Below are 19,548 nucleotides of genomic sequence, written 5' to 3'. Positions count from 1 at the left end.
CGGGGCGAGGTGGCGCTACTGCCGCTACTGCCCCGGCGCGCGGCACTCGAAATGCAGCATGTCTTCCCACGCTTCATCGAGCTGGAAGCTGCGCGTCGAGCGGCCGAACTCGGTGAAGCCGTTGCGTTGCAGGACCTTGATCGAGCCGGCGTTCCCGGCCCGCGCCTTGGCCTCGATGCGGATCAGGCCCAGCTCGCCGAACGCTTTCTCCAACACGAGGCGCACCGCTGCCTTCGCATGGCCCTTGCCGTTCTCGTGCTCGGCGATGCGATAACCGAGCTCGCACGAGTGGTAGTGCTTGCGCTTGATCTGGCTCAGGTTGATGCGGCCGACCAGCGCACCCGCGATGCCGCGGATCAGGAACTGGTGACCGGTGCCCGCCTCGGCCTCGCGGCGTGCGGTCGCGATGGCGGCTTCGACGCCGCCGTCGGCGTAGTACGACGGGGGCCTCGCGTTGATGTGGGCTTCGAAGAACGCGCGGTTGTCGAATTCGAAGCGCCGCAGATCGGCGAGGTCGCGCTCGGAGACGGGATGGAGGCTCAGCATGGGCGCCGAGCATAGCGGCGTCGCGCCCGGCGATGCCGACGCGCGGACCGCCTGCCCGATCGACTCAGGGCTGCACGCGCTTCGGACGCTTCAGACGCGTCCACACGCGCCACCCCAGCAGCACCGCCAGGATGGTCCCGTACACGATCGGCTCGGCGAAGTTGTTCTTCCCCGCGCGCATCCAGATGAAGTGCATCAGTCCGACGATGGAGATCAGGTAGACGAGCTTGTGCAGCAGTTGCCAGCGTGCCGCGCCCAGCGCCTTGATCGCGCGGTTGAACGAGGTCGCCGCCAGCGGCACCAGCAGCAGCCAGGCCACGAAGCCCATCAGGATGAACGGCCGCTTGGCGATGTCGCGCAGGATGTCGCTCAGGTCCAGGCTCTTGTCCAGCCAGCCGTAGGCCAGCAGGTGCAGGCTCGCGTAGAAGAAGGCGAACAGCCCCAGCATCCGCCGGAAGCGCGCGAGGGCCGGCTGGTTCGTCCAGGTGCGCACCGGCGTCACTGCCAGCGTGATCCACAGGAAACGCAGCGTCCAGTCGCCCAGGCCGCGGATCAGCGTCTCCGCCGGATTCGCGCCGAGCAGATCCGGCTGCGCGATCGCGCCGAAGAGGTACCAGCCCAGCGGCAGCAGGCACAGCAGGAACAGCACGACCTTCGCCGCCGGATGCAGCAGCGGATGGCGCTTCGCGGGCGGGCGTCGAGGCGTGGGCGGGGCTGGCTGCGACCGGGATGGCGCGGCGGGCGAGGCACTCATGGCGGGATCCCTGGCGGCGTCAGAAGTTCTTCTTCAGGTCCATGCCGGCATACAGCTGCCCGACCTGCGCCTCGTAGCCGTTGAACATCAAGGTCGGGCGGCGCTTGGCGAAGAGGCCGTCCTCGCCGATGCGGCGCTCGGAGGCCTGGCTCCAGCGCGGGTGGTCGACCTGCGGGTTCACGTTGGAGAAGAAGCCGTACTCCTGCTGCGCCGCCTTGGTCCAGCTGCTCACCGGCTGCTTCTCGACGAAGCGGATCTTGACGATGGACTTGGCCGACTTGAAGCCGTACTTCCACGGCACCACCAGACGCAGCGGCGCGCCGTTCTGGTTCGGCAGCACCTCGCCGTACAGGCCGAAGGCCATCAGCGTCAGCGGGTGCATCGCCTCGTCCAGGCGCAGGCCTTCGACATAGGGCCAGTCCAGCACGCCCGAGCGCACGCCCGGCATCTGCGCCTTGTCGGCCAGCGTCGTGAACTCGACGTACTTGGCCTTGGACGTCGGCTCCGCCTTCTTCAGCAGCTCGGCCAGCGAGTAGCCCACCCAGGGCACCACCATCGACCAGCCCTCGACGCAGCGCAGTCGGTAGACGCGTTCTTCCATGGGCGCGACCTTCAGCAGGTCGTCGAGGCCGAAGCGGCCCGGCTTGGCGCATTCACCCTCGATGACCACGGACCAGGGCCGCGGCTTGAGCGTGTGCGCGTTCTCCGCGGGATCGGACTTGTCGGTGCCGAACTCGTAGAAGTTGTTGTACGAGGTGACGTCCTTGTAGGCCGTCAGCTTTTCCATCACCGTCGCGCCCGGCACGGCGCTCCTGGCGCCGGGCAGCTTCGCCAGCTTGCCGGGACCGGCCGTCTGCGCGCCCGCCAGGTCGGACAGGCCGCCCAGGCCCAGCCCGGTCAGACCGAGCGCGCCGGCCGACTTCAACCAGTCGCGGCGGCTGTCGTAGACCTCGCGGGAGGTGATCTCGGAAGCGCGGATGCGCTGGCCGTCGCGGCGCGGGTGGAAATGCATGGCGGACCTTCGGGGCAGGGAAGCCCGAACCTTACGACAGTCGCCGCCTGTTGACATGAGGTTGCGCTTAAGGCCCCCGCGTCCGGGCGGTGCCGCCCCCGCGGCCCCGGGGAGCGCCGGCGGCGCCCGACGCTTCAGGCCCTCACCGGCAACGCATCGATGGTGATCAGGTCCCGTCCGCCGTGGGCACTGTTGATCTTCCCGCCGATCGTGACCTTGCCGCCGCCCAGGAAACGCTCGGCCATCCCCGTCGGCCCGGCTTCCTTGTCGTCGACCTTGTTCGGCGTGGCGCGGATCTCGCCGCCGGTCGAGGACTGCTCCTTCACCCGCTGGTTGGTCTCGTTCACGAACAGGCGGAACGGCTGCCAGCTGCCCTCGTCGCTCACGTGCGCGGCGATCTGCTTCTGCAGCGACCGGATCTGCGCCGCCGCGTCCGGATCCGGCGCCGTGCCCGGCGCCAGCGGGCGCTCGATCACCGCCAGCTGTTCCATGCACGCGTTGATCGCATCCGCCGCGTCCTGCGTCAGGCACTTGCGCTCGATGAACAGGCGGTTGTTGCCGGCCGGCAGGTTGGCCGTCTGCTGCAGGAAGCCCTGCAGCATCTCGTCGCCGCCGCGCAGCGTGCCGTCCGGTCCGCGCTCGCCCAGGCGCGCCGCCCATTCGGGCTGGCTGTTGACCAGCTTGAAGAAGGCGTCCTGCGTCGCGAACTCGCGGTGCTTGTAGGAGATGTTCGGCTTGACCTTGCCGTCCTCGGTGGTGATGCGCACGAAGCCGTTCTTGGCCTGCAGCACCATGTCGGTCTCGATGCCGACCTTGTGCCGCGTGAACAGGCCGACGTCCGGATGGTCGTGGTTCTTGATCGTGGGATGCGAGATGCCCGCTGTCGCGCCCATGCCGAGCGCGGTCCGCGAGCCGCTGCTGGCCTGCACCGCCTTGGTCGCGCCGCTGGTGTCCCGCGCCTTGCCGCGGTTCAGGAAGGTGTGCTTGAGCCCGATGTTGCCCGTCACCGAGGCGCTGCCCAGGCCGACCGAGCCGCCCAGCATGCCGTCGGCGCTGATCGATCCGTTGATCTGGTGGTTCTGGCCGGCGTTCCAGCCGAAGGAGATGTCGCGGTAGTCGCCGACGCGCGCCACCATCTCCTTCCACATCTCGCCGCCGTTCTTCGGCCGCTGGGCCGGCGGCTGCGAGGCGAGCTCGAAGACCGAGTTGACGACCGTCTCGCTCATCCGCTTCCAGTTGTTCGACGTCATCGCCGGCGGCGTGCCCGGCTGGGCCTGCGGCTGCCCGGGCGCCGGCGGGAGCGGCAGCGACTCGTGTTCCTTGCCCTGCTTGTTGGTGCGGATCATCAGGCCTTCGCTGAACAGGTGCGAGCCGCCGAGACGGCCCATCACCTGCCCCGTCACGCCCACCGGGCCCAGCGCCGCGCCGGCGCGCACGCCGACGCCCAGCATCTCGGTCACCTTGGTCTCGTTGCCCAGGTAGATCACGCCGGTGTTGGAGGCCACGCCGGCGCGCAGGACCGCCGTGCGCGTGTGGTCGACGTTGAACTCGCCGACCGGCGTGATGCCGGTGCTCACGCCGCCGATGCCGTCGACCTGCGCCGCGAGGTAGCCGAACATGCCGCCGATGCCGTTCTTGCGGCCGTCGCTGTAATCCGCCATGTCGCCGCCGGCGACGACCGAGATCATGACCTGGCGCAGGATGTCCTTGCGGTCGTCCTTGCTGGCGGCATCGAAGCGGGTCTGGAGGTCGTCGAGCTTGCTGTCCAGCTGCGCCTTGCCGCGCAGGATCTTCACGTCGTCGTTGAGTGCCGTCATCTGCGGCGTGTTGATCGTCACCGACGAGTCGGCCAGCTTGCCGCCGCCGAACCACCCGTCCAGCGTGCTGACCATCAGCGGCTTGCCCAGGTGGGTCCTGGCTTCGTCGGCCATCGTCGCGTCGTGCAGCGCCCGGGGCGGCTGTCCCGCCTCCCCGGCGAGGGTCTGGTTGAGCGCCTGCGCGCGCGCCATCACCGCCTCCGGCGAGATCCGGGTGCCCTGCGTCAGATCGATCTTCGGATTGAACGCTGCCGGGACCTGCTCGGCCCACAACTGCATCGCGGCGAGGCGCATCACGCCGCGGGCGTGGTCCTGCTGCGACAGCGCGCCGTACTTCGCCGTCAGGTCGCCGCGCAACTGCGTCTGGCTGTCGGCGAGCGCCTGGGTCAGGCGCTTCGCGTGCTCGCCGGGCACGGTGCCGAGGTTGGAGCCCAGCGGCCCCGCCTGCATCAGCGTCTTCAGCGGCGTCTTGTCCTTGCCGACCTTGCGCCGGATCGTGCCGACCGGGTCCTTGAGCTTGTCCAGCGCCGTGGGGCCCGCCACCGAGGTCTTGCAGGCCAGGTCGATGTAGGTGTTGAACTTGTGCAGCCGCTTGGCCATCAGGTGGAAATCACTGCCCTGGCCGCTCTCGGTGAAGCCGTTGCGCAGTGCGACGTAGGCGGGCTTCATCGCCGCGTTCGTCTCGGCGGCGCCGGGCGCGCGGTTCATGTTGGCGAGCGCGAATTCCAGCGCCTGGGCCGGCAGCGTGGCGCGATGTTCCTCGCGATGGCCGATGCCGCCGGCGCGCCGCGCGTTGCCGGTGCCCAGCCAGTCGGGATTGCGCATCTGCGCCCGCCGTGCCGCCGGCGTGTCGGTCGCGGCCTGGATGTCGGCCGTCGACTGCGTGCCGCCGACGCCCAGCAGCTTCACCAGCGCATCCTCGGCGCGCAGGCCGAGCTTGTAGTGCTCGACGGCGTGCTCCGCGTGAAGCCGGTTCGGATCGGTCGCCGCGGGCAGGCTGAGCCCCTGCATCGCGAGCAGCGCCTCCATGCCGCCCGTGGTCGCCGCCAGCGCGCGGCGCGCCGTGTTGGCCATGCGCTGGATCTCGGGATCGGTGCTGGGCGCGGTGGCGCCACCGTCGGCCAGCGGCGACGGCGTGTTGGCGGCGCGCGGCGTCACGTTCGAGAGTGGCGGGGGGCCGAGTTCCAGATGTGGTTGTAGACCGCCGTGGCCTTGGCCGGATCCTGCGTCACCGAACGCAGCACCGACGCGATCAGCAGCGCCTCGTCGTGTCGCAAGGGGTGGCCGTCAGGCCGGCTGGCGGCGTTGGAGCGCGGATGACCCAGCAGTCCCTGCGCCAGCCGGGTCGCGGCGGGCGTGGCCTCGGTGGCCTGCGCGGCGGTGGCGGCGCCGGGCGTGCCGTCCGCGTGCGCGGTGAACTTGCGGCTCACCTCGGTCGTGAACGCCACCGCATTGCTGAAGGCGTCCGGCAGACGCGCCGGCTGTTTCGTCGACACGTCGCCGCCGCTGAGCAGGTTGGCCGCCGCGGCCGTCGCGGTCTTCACCTTCTTGTCGACGGCGTTGAGCTGACTCGCGCTGGTGGCCGTGGTGACCGTGTTCGCGGGCGACGGGCTGTCGCGGAAGCGCGTCGGTGCGCCGCCGTTGGTAGACCCGCTGAAGTTGCCGGTGGCGAAGTCGAGCTTGGCGGGGCCGGTGCGGTTCTTCAGGGCCTCGAAGGCCCGGCCCATCCCGTCGGTGCCCTTCTTCACGACGCCGCGCTCGTCCGCCGGCGGCGTGGCCGGCGCGGGCCGCATCGCCTCGCACAGCTGGGTCACGGCCTGGTGGAGCGCGTCCCTCGACGTGTCGGCGGCCCCCTGGAGTCCGTCGCGGGTCGTGACCGCCAACGCCGCGGCGGCATCCGCCGGCCCGGCCACCTGACGCTGGTGCGTGCCGTGCGCGGCGGTCGCGGCGGCACGCGCGATGTTCGCGGTCTGCGCGGCCGTGGTCGCGGCTTGCAGCGCGGTGTCGGCCGCGCCCAGGGCGGTCCGGGCGGTGGTCAATTCGCCCTCGAGGCGCATCACCGGCGCCTGGGCGCTGCGCAGGTCGCGCTGTGCCACGGTGAGCCGGCTCTGGAGAACGGTGACGTTGACCTGGGGACCGGTCGACGGTCCGGCCTGGTTCGCCTGGTTCAGGCCGGCTTGAAGGCTCCGGACCGTCTGCTCGGCGTCGCGGACGGCCCGCCGCAACGGACCGCCGGGGGCGAGCTGCTGCTGGAGCCCGTCGACGGTGTTCTGCGCCGTCGTCCGGTCGTTGCGACGCGCGGCGAGGGTGTCGTTGGCCAGATGCGCCTGTTCGGTCGTCGTGGCCACGCGCGCGGTCAGCGTGGCCAGATCGCGATGCGCGTCGGCGGCCGTCGTCGCGGCCGTGGCGGCGGCGGTCGCGGCGGTGTGGTGCGCCGTCATCGGGCCCAGGTGCTGAGTCAACGCAGCGGTGGCCCGCTGCTGCGCCGTTTCCAGCGCGGTGACTGCGTTGTCCGCGGCGGTCCTGGCCCGATGCGCCGCGGCGTGCGCCGTGGTCGCCGCGGCGAGGGGCGCTCGTGCGGCCTCGCGCGCGGTGCGATGCGTGGCGACGGCCGTGGCATTGGTGTCCACAGCCTGCTGCGCAGTGTCGAAGGCCTGTTGAAGCGGCTGCAAGGTCGCGGCGGCCTGGGTGAGGGCGGTCTGCGCCTGCTGGACATTGGCCTGCAGCTGCGCGGCGGTCAATGCCGGCGGATTCGGCGGCGCTCCGGGCGCGGGCGGCGCGGCCGGCGGCGGTGGGTGCGCGGCGGCGTGCTGCGCGGTCGCCAAGGCGGTCTGGGCCAGGTTCCGGGCCTGGACCGCCGCGGTGAAGGCCGGGTCGTCGCGCGCGGCGTTGCGGGCGGCCACCAGTCCGGCCGTCGCGCCGTCGGCGAGCTGGAACTGCTGGTGGTGGCCGTCCAAGGTCGCCTGCCGTTGATCGACCAGGGTCTGTGCGGCGCCTTCGGCCGTCGCCGCCTGGGTCGCCGTCTGGCGCCGGGCCGTCAATTGCGTCGTCGCTTCCGCGTCGGCGCCGGTGTGCTGCCGCTGCAGATCCTGGATCGACTCGCCGCGCGAACGCTCGACTGCATTCGCGTCCGACTGTCGATCGGCGCGCACCGGGACCTCCGCGTGGGCGTCCCGGGCCTGGTTCAGGGATTGGCCGATCTCCGGATGGCGCTGGGCGGGCGTCTGCGGCTGCAGCGGCGCGGCCTGTCCGCCGCCTGCGCGTGTCGGCGCCGCGCCGCGCGGCCGCGCCTGCGTCGCGTTGTTGTTGCGGGTGACCAGGTTGCGCAGGGCGAAGGACTGCGGCGCCTGCTGAGGGGTCTGTGGTGCGCCGGTGTTGCCCGTCCCCGTGGCGGGGTTGGCGGTGGTGCCGGTGGTCGTTGGCGTGGACTGCGCGGCTCGCCCGCCGAAGTGCGTTCGGAAGAAGTTGCTCATCGGGACGCCTCCCCAGCTGTGCTGGCTTTTTCCGACTGTCAGCGTCCTTGCTTATCTGTCATCCGCATATGGCGAAGGGCTGGGCGCCGATGCGAAGTCGCTCCCTTCGTACTACCTCCTCGTGCCACGGCCATGACACAGGAGGGTGGCGCGCTGCCGCGCCCGCAGCGTGCGTCCCGCCAGAAGTCCCGCCAGAAATGGATCAGGGCGGCGTCAGGCTCCCGCCCGACGCCGCCCTGTCGAGGGGCGACCGCCTTAAAGCGTCCCGTACGAGTGCAGTCCCGACAGGAACATGTTGACCCCGAGGAACGCGAAGGTCGTGACCAGCAGCCCGATCAGCGCCCACCAGGCGCCGACCACGCCGCGCAGGCCCTTGATCAGCCGCATGTGCAGCCAGGCGGCGTAGTTCAGCCAGACGATCAGCGCCCAGGTTTCCTTCGGGTCCCAGCTCCAGTAGCCGCCCCAGGCTTCCGCGGCCCAGAACGCGCCCAGGATGGTCGCGATCGTGAAGAAGGCGAAGCCCAGCGCGATCGACTTGTAGGTCAGGTCGTCCAGCACCGTCAGCGTCGGCAGACGCGCCGTCAGCGGGCCGCGCAACGCGACGCTGGCCGCCAGGAACACCGCCACGCCGGCCATCTTGCCGGCCCAGCCGTTCAGGCCGGTCGCGATCTCCGGCGAGACGTTCGCGCCGAAGCGGAAGCCCACTAGCACCAGCACCAGGCCGACCGGCACGCCGATCAGGCCGATCACCAGCGCGCGCGGCGTCGCCGTCTTCAGCAGCGTCGCCAGGGCCACCATCGCGGCCATCGCGAAGCTGCCGTAACCGATGAAGTTCGCCGGCACGTGGATCTTCATCCACCAGCTCTGCAGCGCGGGGACCAGCGGCTGGATCTCGTGGGCCTCGCGCGCCATCGTGTACCAGAGCAGGAAACCGACCGCCGCGCTCACCACCAGCATCACGTAGGCGCCCAGCGCCCGCGTCGCGAAACGCTGCTCGTAGTACAGGTACATCAGCGTCGTCAGCCAGGTGAAGAGGACGAAGACCTCGTACAGGTTGCTGACCGGGATGTGGCCGATGTCGGGCGCGATCTGGTGGCTCTCGAACCAGCGCACCATCGTGCCGATCAGCGCCATGCCCACGGCGCCCCAGGCCAGCCGCGTGCCGATCGCCTCGGCCGCGCTGACGCCGTCCTTCTTCAGGAAGCCCAGCCAGTAGAACAGCGTGCTCATCCACACCAGCACGCTCATCCACAGGATCGCGCTCTGGCTGGACAGCATGTACTTCAGGAAGAAGACCTTCTCGCCGGCCGCCAGGTCGGCGCCGAAGCTGTCGGTCTGGCGCAGGTAGAGCTGGATCGCGAAGAGGCTGGCCGCGCCCACGATCAGGCACAGCAGCCGCATCGGCCGCCAGAACCAGCCCAGCGCGATCAGCGCCGGCGTGGCGCCGGCCAGGATGCCCTTCTCGTAGACATCCATCGAGGCGCTGTAGCGGCTGAAGGCGAAGCCGGCGCCGATCAGCACCAGCGCCGCGAAGATCCAGTCGAACGGGTTGCGACCCTGGAAGTAGCCGCGCTTGCCGATGACCAGCGAGCGTGCGGGCGTGGCCTCGGTGGAACCCGGCAGCTGCGAGGGCAGCTGGGAAGGCATGTGGGACGAGTCCGCGGTGGTGGTGTTCATGTCAGGCCTCCTCATGCAGCAGGCGCTGCTTGAGCGATTCGAATTCGACGGGCAGGTCGGGGGTGTCGCGGTTGCTGGACAGCGCCATGCGGACGCGGGTCTGTTCGTTGCGGCCCGGCGCGGCTTCCAGCCAGATCCACAGCCGGCGTTCCTTGACGTAGAGCATCGCAAACACGCCGATGATCAGCAATACCGCTCCGAGGTAGACCAGGGTCTGCCCCGGCGCACGCGTCACCTGGAACACGCTGGCCTGCACCTGCTGGAAGTCGTCCATCTGGATGATGACCGGCGACGGGTAGAACATCGCGTCCGACAGCGACATCACCGACTGCGTCATGAAGGCCTGCGTGGCCTCGCCCGGCTGGGGCGCCGGATGGCCGAGCTGTTCCTCGGCCTGCTTGTGGAGCTCGTACAGGCTGCCGTTGAGGATGCGCAGCAGCACCTCGGACACGCGGGCGCGCTCGGCTTCGGGGACTTCGCGTTCGATGAACTGCGACAGCGCCGGCAGGCCGCCGACGGCCGCGCCCTGCGCGGGCGCGTCCGCCTTCAGGCCCTCGGCGCCGGCGAACAGCGTCAGCGTCCGCAGCGCGGTCGCTTCCAGCTGCGCCTGCATCGCCGGCTTGTCCGCCGGGCTGGCGCCCAGCGCGTACTGCCGGGCCGCCTGCAGCCGCTGGGCCGGATCGGCCAGCACGCGTCGCAGCGCCAGCCAGCCTTCGATGCTGTCCTTGCCGTCCACCGGGATGCGCAGGTAGCGGAAGCTGTCCGACAGCGTGTCGCGCACGCCGAGCAGGATCACGCGGTGGCCGTCCAGCTCCAGCGGCAGCATGTAGTTGCTGTACTCGCGGGCCTGGCCGCTGGCGTCGCGCAGCTTGTAGCTGAACGACGGGCCGACGTTGCGCAGCGTCTTCTTGCCTTCGAGGTTGGCGCCCGAGCCCAGGTGCTGCTCCAGCCGGCCGACCAGGTCGACCTTGCGCACGTCGGTGCCGTTCTTGTCCTTGCCGTCGTCGGCGAAGTTCTCGACGTTGATGACGCGCAGGCCGGTGAACTCGAGCCCGTACTTCTCGCCGTCGGCCGTCAGCGTCGTCGTGCCGTTGACCTTGCCGTCCAGCGGCGTGTCGTGCGCCGCCTGCAGCGCGCGCAGCTTCAGCTTCAGCGACGAGCCGCCGTCCTCGAAGCTGCTCTGGTAGAGCGTGACGCCGCGGAAGGTCACCGGCTCGTTGACCTTGACGGTTGCCTTGGTGGACGTGCCGTCGCGGCGGTCGTGCAGGATCACGTCGCTCGCGAACAGCTTGGGCATGCCGGTCGAGTAGTACTCGACGATGAACTTCTTCAGCTCGACGTCGAAGGGCAGGTCCTGCACCACGACGCCGCTGGGCATCGAGATCAGCGCGGTCGACGAGCGGCTGCCCTCGGGCACGTACAGGTTGCCGCGGAAGCTGGGATTGGCCGGCGTCAGGCGGTTGATGTCGGTGACCTTGGTGAGGTCGTCGCCCTGGTAGATCTGCTTGCCCTGCGCCCACATCATCACGCGCACGACCAGGTCGCCGTCGAACAGTCCGCCCAGGCAGATCAGCACGATGGCCGAGTGCGCCGCCAGGTAGCCGATCTTGTGCGCCGAGCCCTTGCGCGCACCGATCATGACACCGCCGTTGCGCACCTGCGCGCGGGCCTTCCAGCCTTCGGCGCCGAGCCATGCGTTGATCTGGCCGAGCGCGGCCTCCGGATTCATGTGCAGGTAGCCCAGGGCCTTGTGCTTGAAGGCCTGGATGGACTGCTCGCGCATCGTCTCCTTGTAGGTCTTCAGGTCGCGCAGGATCTTGGGCGTATGGCGCGCGATGCACAGGCTGGTCGACACGACCAGGAAACCCAGCATCAGCAGGAACCACCAGGCGCTGTAGACGGTGTACAGGTCGAACTTGCCGAACAGCTCCGACCAGAACGGGCCGAACTGGTTGACGTAGTTCGGCATCGGCTGCCGCTGCTGCACGACGGTGCCGATCACGGAGGCAATGCACAGGACCGTCAGCAGGGCGATGGCGAAGCGCATCGACGCCACCAGTTCCATCGCGTCGTCGAGCACGGCGCGCGCGGCCGCCTGGGCTTTCGGGCGGGGAGGGCTCTCGGGGGACATCTCGGGGGACGGCTGAGGAGACGACTGGGTCATGGCCGGCATTCTCGTCGCCCCGGGTGACGAAACGGGCGAGGGCCGGCAGAAGCGAAGGCCGGTGATCGGATCACCGGCCTCGTTCGTCGGAACCTTCCCCGAAAGGTGCGCCCCGGGGGACGGCCGCTCAGCGCAGGCCGGCGATGTAGTCGGAGACCGCCTTGATCTCGCGGTCGCTCATCTTGGCGGCGATCGCCAGCATCTGCGGGCTGTTGGGGCGGCCGCCGGCGCGGAACGCCGTCAACTGGGCCTCGGTGTAGTCGCTGTGCTGGCCGCCCAGGCGCGGGTACTGCGCCGGGATGCCGGCGCCGTTGGGGCTGTGACAGCCGGCGCAGGCGGGCACCTGCTTGTCGGCGATGCCGCCCCGGTAGATCTTCTCGCCCAGGGTGATCAGCTCCTTGTTCTTCGCGAAGCCGGGCTTGGAGCCCTTGCTGGCGTAGAACGCGGCGACGTTGCGGATGTCGTCGTCCGTCAGCGGCGCGGCCATGCCCGACATCACCGCGTTCTTGCGCTTGCCCGACTTGAACTCGTGCAATTGCTTGGCGAGGTAGTCGGCGTGCTGGCCGGCGATGATGGGGTTGGCGGGGCTGCCGCGGCTGCCGTCCGCCGTGTGGCAGGCGGCGCAGACTTGCGAACTGATGGCCTGGCCCTTGGTCAGATCGGGCTTGGCCGCTGGGGTGGGTTCATTGGCGTTGGCGGCGCCGGACATCAAAACCATGCTCGACAACAAGAAAGCGGCAGTCTTCATGAATGTTGAGGGTTGGGTGAGCGCAACCGCAGGATCTTACAATGCACCTCTTTAGAGCCTGCGCAGCCCGATGACCGATTCCAACAAGAAACCCGCCCCTGCGGCCCCAGGGAAACCCGCAGGCCGTGGCGCGGGACGTGCTGGCGCGTCAAAGAAGAAGCAGGGCCCCGGGAAAACGGGTATGCGCGCGGCCGCCAAGGCCCGCGCGAAGAACGCCGAAAAGGCGAAGGCGCAAGGCCTGCCCCCGCCGGTGAAGAAAACCGCCAGCACCGAGCCGATGACGCCCGGCAAGCGCGCGCTGGCCTGGACGCACACCGCGCGTTTCCTGACCACGGCCAGCCAGCTCAAGCACCTGCCGGTCGACGGTGTGCTGCCCGGAGAGGCGCGGGCGCGCGAGGAGGCGGCGCTGGCCGAGGCCGAGGCCGCCGGGTTCGACGAGGCGCTGCTTGATGAGGATGAGGACGTCGGCGGCGCGGAGGACACCTCGGAAGACGCGTCGGAAAGCGGCTCGCAATCCGAAGCGATCGGCGAGGACGTTGGCGAGGGCGTCGGCGAGGGCGTTGGCGAGGGCGAGGGCGAGGGCGAGGCGCATGCGCAAGACCTGGCCCCGCGCGGCCTGCCGGAGATCGCCTTCGTCGGTCGTTCCAACGCCGGCAAGTCGACGGCGGTCAACACGCTGGCGCAGCAGAAGCGCCTGGCCTTCGCGTCGAAGACGCCGGGCCGCACGCAGCACATCAACCTGTTCGCGGTGGGCCCGCGCGACGCGCCCACCGCGCTGTTCGCCGACCTGCCCGGCTACGGCTACGCCGCGGTGGCCCGCGACGCCAAGCTGCGCTGGCAGCGCGTCATGGCCGACTACCTCGGCCAGCGCGAGGAGCTGTCGGGCGTGGTGCTGATGGTCGACTCCCGCCTCGGCTTGACCGACCTCGACAAGCAGCTGCTCGAGTACGTGTCCGACCGCGTCACCGCCGGCGAGGTCAGCCTGCTGGTCGTGCTGACCAAGGCCGACAAGCTCAACCGCAAGGAAGGCGCCGCCATCCTGGCGCAGGTCCAGAAGGAGCTGGGCGTGCTGGCGACCGAGGATTCCGACATCGGCGTCACGCTGTTCTCGGCGCTGAGCAAGCAGGGCCTGGAGGACGTCGCCGAAGTGATCTACGACTGGGCGCACGCCGAGCCGCGCGTGCCGTACAGCGAGGATGACGCGGGTGACGACGACGACGCATCGGAGGATGGCCCAGAGGACGACGCGGCCCCGGACGACGGCGCCGGCAAGGCCTGACCCCGCCTGTCGCCGGCCCCGGGCCGGCGATGTCGTTCACGGCCGGCCGATGAACACGTAGAACGCGGTGCCGCCGCGCGGTGCGTAGCCGATGCCCACGTACAGCGGGCCCAATCCCGTGTCCGAACCCAGGAAGATGCTGCTCGCGTAGCGCATGTCCTTGACGCTGATGTCGCGGTGGGAGAGCCAGGTGTTGCCCGCCTCGAGCGTGCCGCCGACGAAGAACCCGCGCGACAGGAAGGGCTGGTCGTTCAGGCGCCGGTAGTAGGTCGCCCGCGTGAACAGCAGCGAGTTGCCGCTGAGCTGGTTCGGGTTGTAGCCCGACAGCTGGTGGAACCCGCCCAGCGTGTAGCCGCCCAGCCCCGTGTCGTCGGGCTGCTGCGACGCCACGGCGCGCGCGTACAGGCTGACCGTGTGCCCGCCGAAGCTGCGCACCACGTTCCCGTCCGTGTTCAGCCGCAGGAAGCGGCCGCTGTTGAGGTTGCGGTTGTCCTGGCGTCCGCCTTGCGCCTCGACGGTGAAGCGGTAGCCGTGCTGCGGGAAGTTCGCGTAGTCCAGCTGGTCGACGACGGTCCGGAGCCGGAAGCCGCGCTCATAGCTGGTCCAGCGCAGCTTGCCCATCTCCGGCGTGAGCAGCGTGATCAGGTCGGGCTTCGCATGGCGGATCTGGGTGATGACGCCCAGGCGCACCTCGCCCCAGCGCCCCCACGGCTGACCCAGGTCCAGACCCACCGAGGCGTCGCGCCGCACCAGCCGCGCCTGGCCCACGCTGGCGTTGTCCGGGTCGTTGTCGTCGTAGACGATCTGCTTGCGTTGGTTGGCCTCGGCCCAGGCGCTGGCGAACCAGTCGTCGGCCACGCCCAGCTTCAGGCCCAGCGGGTGGTACAGCTCGGTGTAGAGCCGCGGCGTCTCGCCGATGGTGACCTGGTTGCGCCACTCGGTGCCCTTGTCGGTCAGCCAGTGGCGGTTGTGGCTCAGGCGCAGGTTGAAGAAGCTGTCGCCGCCCGAGTCGGTGGACAGATCCATCCCCACGCGGAAGTAGTTCGGCCCCCAGGGCTTGTCTTCCATGTTGAAGACCAGCGTCTCGCCTTCGGCGCGCTGCTCGACGTGATAGTCGACGCGGTTGTAGTCGCCGCTGGAGGACAGGAAGCGCATGTCGCGCTCCGCCGTCTCGTTGTTGAAGGGCTGGCCCGGCTTGGACTCGAGCTGGCTGCGGAAGCGCTCCGGGTTGGTGTTGTCGGAGCCTTCCATCTTCACCGCGGCGATGAACACGCCCGGCGCCTTGGTGCCGATGCGCGCGATCTGCCAGTCCGTGTAGGTCCGCTCGTCGACGGCGTAGGCGCGCAGCCGCGGCAGCATCGCCTCGGCCGCTTCCTCGCCGGCGCGGATCAGGTCGCGGACCTTGTCGAAGTCGCCCGAGGTCAGCGCGCCCAGCCTGGGCGTGATCAGCAGGTCCTCGCCGGCGGACATGCTGGCGATGGAGCGCTGCACGTTCTGCTCGGTCAGGATGTTGATCATCTGCGCGGTCAGCCCGAGCAGCGAGTTCAGCGTCTCGCGCCCGCCCACCGGCGTGCCGACGTTCACCGCGATCAGCCGCGTCGCGCCCATCTCGCGGGCCACGTCGATCGGCAGGTTGTTGACCAGGCCGCCGTCGCCGAGGATGCGATCCTCCCATTCGACCGGCGCGAACACGCCGGGCACGCTCATGCTGGAGCGCAGCGCCAGGGCGAGGTCGCCTTCGGCGAGGATGCGCTCGCGGCCGTTCTCCATGTCGGTGGCGACGGCGCGGAACGGCGTCGGGAGGCGGTCGAAGCGGTGGACCTCGCGCACCGGCAGCGTCAGCCGGCGCAGCAGGGCTTCCAGTCCGCGGCTGGAGAGCGTGCCGGTGGGCACGCGGACCTCGCCGTCGCGCAGGCCGAACTCGATCGTCGCGGAGAACTCGAAGTCCTCCTCCTTGCGGCGCTGCGACAGGTCCTGGCGGTCGACGCGACTCGCGAACAGCCGGTCCCAGGCGATCCTCGACAGCTCGCGGTCGAGATCGTCGGCGGACATGCCGCTGGCGTAGAGGCCGCCGATGATCGCGCCCATCGAGGTGCCGGTGACGATGTCGACGGGGATGCGCTCGCGCTCGAGCACCTTCAGGATCCCGACGTGCGCCAGGCCGCGTGCGCCGCCGCCCGACAGCACCAGGCCGAGCTTGGGCCGCCGGGCCTGGTCGGCCGAGGGCGTGGCCACCGGACCGGGCGGGGGATTGGGCGGCACCGTCTGCGCGGGCAGCACGGCGGGCGTGGTCAGCGCGAGCCAGGCGACGAACAGCGTCAGCCGGCGGTGGCGGCTGACGCGGGCAAGTGCGCGGCTCAGTGCGCGGGCTAGGACGCGGGGCTGGACGCGGGGCTGGACGCGGGAAAGGGCGCGGGGATCTCGGGACACGGCGGACATCGGGCTGCGGGAAGCCCCGCGGCAAGCGCGCGAGGCGGGCGCATTGTGACCCGAACCGGTTCGATATCGAACCGGCGGCGTCCGTCAGTGATCGTTGCCGTTGTGCGGCGCGCGATCCAGGTCCAGCATCAGCGTGCCGATCGCGCGCTGCAGCAGCGGCTGGTCTTCCAGCTGCGTGATCAGGCCGTTGGCCACCAGCTGTTCCAGCGCGCCGCGGGTGACCGAGTGACGCTCCTCCGCCACCTGCCCGATGAACAGGAACATCTGGCGGCTGTCGCTGATCCACGCGATCTGCGCGGTGATCCATTCGCTGCGGTGGAAGAGGTGGTACCAGCCGCCGATGTGCACGCCGGCGATCCAGTCCTGCAGCGCGGCATGCGCGTGGGGCGAGTGCTCCTCGCTGTAGAGCGCCACCGGCACCGTCGGCAACTGGCCGCGGTCGACGCGCTCGTGGGCCCAGCGCGACGGGAGCTGCGATTCGCGTTCGTCGAGCAGCTGCTGCAGCAGTTCCTCCGGCGTCTGCGCCGGACGGCGCAGCGAGGGCGCGGCCGGCAAGGCTTCCTCGACGGCCGGCTGTCCGCGCAGCACGCGACCGTGCTGACGCATCAACTCGTCGAGGAAGGTCTGCCGCTGCATCGGCGGCAACGCGATGGCGTCCATGCCGCGATCCAGCGCGCGGACCAGCTCCGGCAACTGGCTGCGCAGGCGCTGGCGGGCGGCCTCGTCCGGCTGCGGCGAGACGCTGTGCAGCAAGGCGTCCACGAGCTCGATGTAGGTCTGCGGCTCCGACGCGTCCCGACCGTGCTGGACCATCGCCTGCGCGATGACCTCGACCCAGGGGCCGAGCAGGAAGCGGCGCATCAGCTTGCCGGCCTGGGCGTCGTCGAGCTGATGCTGCAGCTGGTCGCGCAGCATCCGCTGCCATTCCTGGCGGCGCTGCTCGCGGTCCAGCCGCTCGAGCGCCACGGCGCTGCGCTGGCCGCGGGCCTCGGCCTGCGCGCGGATGTGGGAATCGACTTCAGTCAGCGCCTGCTGGAACTGCAGGGCGGACGGATGCGCGCTGTCCAGCAGCGGCTGGATCACGCGTTCCAGGAACTGCAGGAAGGCCTTCAGTTCGGCATCGTCGCTGCGCTGGAAGCCCGCGCCGTGCGCGGCCAGCCGGTTCAGCAGCTGCCAGGTCGGATGGTCCTGGCGGCGCAGCAACGTCGGATCGGCCTTGGACAGGCGCACGATCGCGACCTGCAGGCGACCCATCAGCACCTTGAGCGGCGGCTGCAGGCTGTCGTCGGCCAGGATCTGGTCGTACAGGCGCGACAGCAGGTCCGAGCCGGGCGCGCCGGTGCCCGGACCCAGCTTCGGCGGCGGCGCACCCAGTGCCCCGGTGGGGGAGGAGGACGTCGCGACGCGGGCCGGTCCGAGTTCGGCGGCGCGCGTGTTCATCAGGTCCAGCTTCATGGCGACCTGATCCAGCGTGGCGTTCTGCGTCGGCGTGTCGGTCAGCGTCTTGAACTGACGCAGTCGCAGTTCCGATTCCTTGATTGCCGACCCGTGGCTGGTCAGCATGCCGCTCAACTGCGCCTGTCTCAGGCCCTGGCAGAGCAGGGTGTAGATCGGCTGAAGCCGGATCGCCAGCGGATGCGCGGCCAGGCGCATCAGCGCATACCGGCCGTCGGCGTCGAGGTCCACGCCTTCGATGGCGCGCGCCAGGGCCTGCGCGAACAACGCGGCCCGCAGCGGGTTGTCGTTCTTCAGCGGCCGTGCGATGCCGCGCAGCGCGGCGAAGAAGTTACTCAGCTGGTGCAGCTCGGCCCGCGACTGGTCTTCGATCGCGGTGATCACGTGCGAGATTGCCACGTCCTTCAGCGCCTGACTCTCGTCGACGAGGCTGAAGGAGAAGTCGTTGCCGCGCTGGGGCGCCGGCTTTTCCTGTTGCAGCGGATCGCCGCCGTCGCGGGCGATCTTCAGCAGCATGGTGAGGGAGCCTTCGAAGTCCGCGGCGAAGCTCGCGCGGCGCCTGGACCAGCCGGCCAGCAGCTGGTGATGTTCGAGCCGGCTCTTGAGCTCGTCCTGCAGGCCGTTGTACACCGCGTGCGCCAGCGAGGGCACATGCGCGAGCATGTCGTCGAGCAGGGACTGCAGGGAGGGCGAAGACGCTTGGACCATCATTTGTGACAAGTTGTCAGCCGCATTATGGTCGCCCCTCATTCAGGTGACATCCCCTGGGGCACGGGGACGTGCGACCTGGGGAAAGCCCGATGGTGACGGTGGGACCGGACCGGCGGCCAGAACGATTCTGGGCGATTGGCGTCCCCGGACATCGGCAGCGCGAAGCTTACTTCGTATCGAAGTGCAACACGCCGGCCCCTGCACCGGCCCCTGCGCCGGGCCCTGCGCCGAGCCCTGCAAACTGGCAGGGCTGGCCCGACGACGCCGCCCCGGCTGACCCGTCGTCGAGTGGACAGCAGCGCCGGAGTGCCCGCTTCACGCTCAGCGCGACATCAGGCATCCAGGCAACTGCAGCGCGCGACCGTGCCGGCGCATCAGCGCGTCGAGGAAGGTCTTTCGCTCCATCGGCGGGAGTGCGATGACGTCCATGCCACGGTTCAGCGCCTCGATCAGGCGAGGCAACTGGGCCCTCAGGCGTTCACGGGCGGCTTCGTCCGGCTGCGGCGAGACGCTGTGGAGCAGCGTGGTCACCAGACCCAGGCAGGTCCGCGTCTCCGACGCCTCCTCCCCATGCTGGATCATGACCTGGGCGATGACCTCGATCCAGGGACCGAGCAGGAAACGCCGGATCAGCTTGCCGGCCTGGGCGTGGTCGAGTTGGCGCTGCAACTGGCTTCGCAGCTTCCGCAGCCATGCCTGGCGGTGCTGCTCGCGACCCTGCAGGTCCTCGTCGGACTGTGGGACGGCCGGCGTTGACATGGCGAACGAGCCCGGTGCCGCTGGCCGCATCGTCATGTCCGGCACCGTGCCCCACTGGCGCTGGCGCCGCTCCGCCCCCTGGCTCGGCGAGCCGTGGCTGATCAGCAGGCCGCTCAACCGGGCCGCTCTCAGGCTTTGGCAGAGCGAGCTGTAGAGGTGGTGCAGGCTGGCCGTCAGCGGTGGCGCAGCCATGCGCATCAAGGCGTAGCGGCTGTCGGCGTCGACAGGCACACCGTCGATCGTGCGCGCCAGCGCCTGTGCGAACAACGCGGCCCGCAGCGGGTTGTCGTTCTTCAGCGGACGGGCAATGCCGCGCAGCGCGGCGAAGAAGTTGCCCAACTGGTGGAGTTCGGCCCGGGAGTGCTCCTCGATCGCCTGGGTCACATGGGCGATCGCGACATCCTTCAGGACTTGCGCGTCATCGACGAGGCTCAAGGGCAGCTCGCCGTCCCGCTGCGGAGGACGTTGGTACGGCAGTGGCGCGCCACCTGTTCTGGCGATCAGGAGCGATTGCGAGAGCGAGTCTTCGAGATCGGCGATGAAGCGGGCCCGGTGCCTGTTCCAGCAGCCCAGCAGGTACTGATGCTCGAGGCGATCCTTGAGTTCATCCTGCAGGCCGTTGTACACCGCGTGCGCCAAGGTGGGGACCTCGGCCAGTGTCTGGTCGATCAGGAACGCGAGGGAAGTCGATGACGCTTGGACCATCATGCTTGA

Annotated in this window: 12 protein-coding genes; 1 reads left to right on the top strand and 11 read right to left on the bottom strand. The window is 70.0% G+C overall.

The window, feature by feature from the left end:
• Window positions 1–24: 24 nt before the first annotated feature.
• The 8 genes from ACQ86G_RS02525 to ACQ86G_RS02490 form a co-directional block, all read right to left on the bottom strand.
• On the bottom strand, window positions 25–546 hold the full coding sequence (locus ACQ86G_RS02525) for a GNAT family N-acetyltransferase (protein ID WP_431259169.1): 522 nt from the start codon (window positions 544–546) through the stop codon (window positions 25–27).
• Between the two features lie 64 nt (window positions 547–610).
• Window positions 611–1,300, bottom strand: a complete 690-nt coding sequence (locus ACQ86G_RS02520; protein WP_431259168.1) for a sulfite oxidase heme-binding subunit YedZ — start codon at window positions 1,298–1,300, stop codon at window positions 611–613.
• A 19-nt stretch (window positions 1,301–1,319) separates the two neighbouring features.
• Window positions 1,320–2,312: a protein-methionine-sulfoxide reductase catalytic subunit MsrP gene (gene msrP / locus ACQ86G_RS02515; protein WP_431259167.1), complete on the bottom strand. Its 993-nt coding sequence runs from the start codon at window positions 2,310–2,312 to the stop codon at window positions 1,320–1,322.
• Between the two features lie 134 nt (window positions 2,313–2,446).
• Window positions 2,447–5,287 (bottom strand): hypothetical protein, encoded by a 2,841-nt coding sequence (locus tag ACQ86G_RS02510; RefSeq protein ID WP_431259166.1) that lies wholly within the window; start codon window positions 5,285–5,287, stop codon window positions 2,447–2,449.
• Entirely contained in the window at window positions 5,284–7,602 is a 2,319-nt protein-coding gene (locus tag ACQ86G_RS02505; RefSeq protein ID WP_431259165.1) for a hypothetical protein, read from the bottom strand. The genes ACQ86G_RS02510 and ACQ86G_RS02505 overlap by 4 nt, the downstream gene beginning before the upstream one ends.
• Before the next feature lie 255 nt (window positions 7,603–7,857).
• Complete coding sequence (ccsB, locus tag ACQ86G_RS02500; protein ID WP_431259164.1) at window positions 7,858–9,279, bottom strand: c-type cytochrome biogenesis protein CcsB; 1,422 nt, start codon at window positions 9,277–9,279, stop codon at window positions 7,858–7,860.
• 1 nt (window position 9,280) lies between these two features.
• Complete coding sequence (locus ACQ86G_RS02495; RefSeq protein ID WP_431259163.1) at window positions 9,281–11,443, bottom strand: cytochrome c biogenesis protein ResB; 2,163 nt, start codon at window positions 11,441–11,443, stop codon at window positions 9,281–9,283.
• Window positions 11,444–11,570: 127 nt separating this feature from the next.
• Window positions 11,571–12,152, bottom strand: coding sequence for a c-type cytochrome (locus ACQ86G_RS02490; protein ID WP_431259162.1), 582 nt, complete (start codon window positions 12,150–12,152; stop codon window positions 11,571–11,573).
• Window positions 12,153–12,792: 640 nt separating this feature from the next.
• On the opposite strand from ACQ86G_RS02490, the gene yihA reads away from it, so the two are divergent.
• Window positions 12,793–13,470: a ribosome biogenesis GTP-binding protein YihA/YsxC gene (gene yihA, locus ACQ86G_RS02485; RefSeq protein ID WP_431261317.1), complete on the top strand. Its 678-nt coding sequence runs from the start codon at window positions 12,793–12,795 to the stop codon at window positions 13,468–13,470.
• A gap of 36 nt (window positions 13,471–13,506) precedes the next feature.
• On the opposite strand, the gene ACQ86G_RS02480 is transcribed toward yihA, so the two are convergent.
• From ACQ86G_RS02480 to ACQ86G_RS02470, 3 genes are all read right to left on the bottom strand, one after another.
• The gene (locus tag ACQ86G_RS02480) at window positions 13,507–15,900 is read right to left on the bottom strand and encodes a patatin-like phospholipase family protein (protein WP_431259161.1); all 2,394 of its coding nucleotides are present in this window, start codon (window positions 15,898–15,900) and stop codon (window positions 13,507–13,509) included.
• 93 nt (window positions 15,901–15,993) lie between these two features.
• Window positions 15,994–18,114 carry a DUF1631 family protein gene (locus ACQ86G_RS02475; RefSeq protein ID WP_431259160.1) on the bottom strand — a complete coding sequence of 707 codons (2,121 nt, stop codon included), beginning with the start codon at window positions 18,112–18,114 and terminating at the stop codon, window positions 15,994–15,996.
• Between the two features lie 282 nt (window positions 18,115–18,396).
• Window positions 18,397–19,542: a DUF1631 family protein gene (locus ACQ86G_RS02470; RefSeq protein WP_431259159.1), complete on the bottom strand. Its 1,146-nt coding sequence runs from the start codon at window positions 19,540–19,542 to the stop codon at window positions 18,397–18,399.
• Window positions 19,543–19,548 lie beyond the last annotated feature (6 nt).

It is taken from the genome of Roseateles chitinivorans (genome assembly GCF_050632145.1).
In the GTDB taxonomy this organism is placed as follows: domain Bacteria; phylum Pseudomonadota; class Gammaproteobacteria; order Burkholderiales; family Burkholderiaceae_C; genus Roseateles; species Roseateles chitinivorans_B.
The sequence above is the reverse complement of the archived record's forward strand: the minus strand, read 5'-3'. Positions and strand labels throughout refer to the sequence as shown.

What these genes read in the sequence shown, in the direction of transcription:
- ACQ86G_RS02525 (WP_431259169.1), bottom strand. Translation starts at nt 546, where the DNA reads ATGCTGAGCCTCCATCCCGTCTCCGAGCGCGACCTCGCCGATCTGCGG.
- ACQ86G_RS02520 (WP_431259168.1), bottom strand. Translation starts at nt 1,300, where the DNA reads ATGAGTGCCTCGCCCGCCGCGCCATCCCGGTCGCAGCCAGCCCCGCCC.
- msrP (WP_431259167.1), bottom strand. Translation starts at nt 2,312, where the DNA reads ATGCATTTCCACCCGCGCCGCGACGGCCAGCGCATCCGCGCTTCCGAG.
- ACQ86G_RS02505 (WP_431259165.1), bottom strand. Translation starts at nt 7,602, where the DNA reads ATGAGCAACTTCTTCCGAACGCACTTCGGCGGGCGAGCCGCGCAGTCC.
- ccsB (WP_431259164.1), bottom strand. Translation starts at nt 9,279, where the DNA reads ATGAACACCACCACCGCGGACTCGTCCCACATGCCTTCCCAGCTGCCC.
- ACQ86G_RS02495 (WP_431259163.1), bottom strand. Translation starts at nt 11,443, where the DNA reads ATGACCCAGTCGTCTCCTCAGCCGTCCCCCGAGATGTCCCCCGAGAGC.
- ACQ86G_RS02490 (WP_431259162.1), bottom strand. Translation starts at nt 12,152, where the DNA reads ATGTCCGGCGCCGCCAACGCCAATGAACCCACCCCAGCGGCCAAGCCC.
- ACQ86G_RS02475 (WP_431259160.1), bottom strand. Translation starts at nt 18,114, where the DNA reads ATGAGGGGCGACCATAATGCGGCTGACAACTTGTCACAAATGATGGTC.
- ACQ86G_RS02470 (WP_431259159.1), bottom strand. Translation starts at nt 19,542, where the DNA reads ATGATGGTCCAAGCGTCATCGACTTCCCTCGCGTTCCTGATCGACCAG.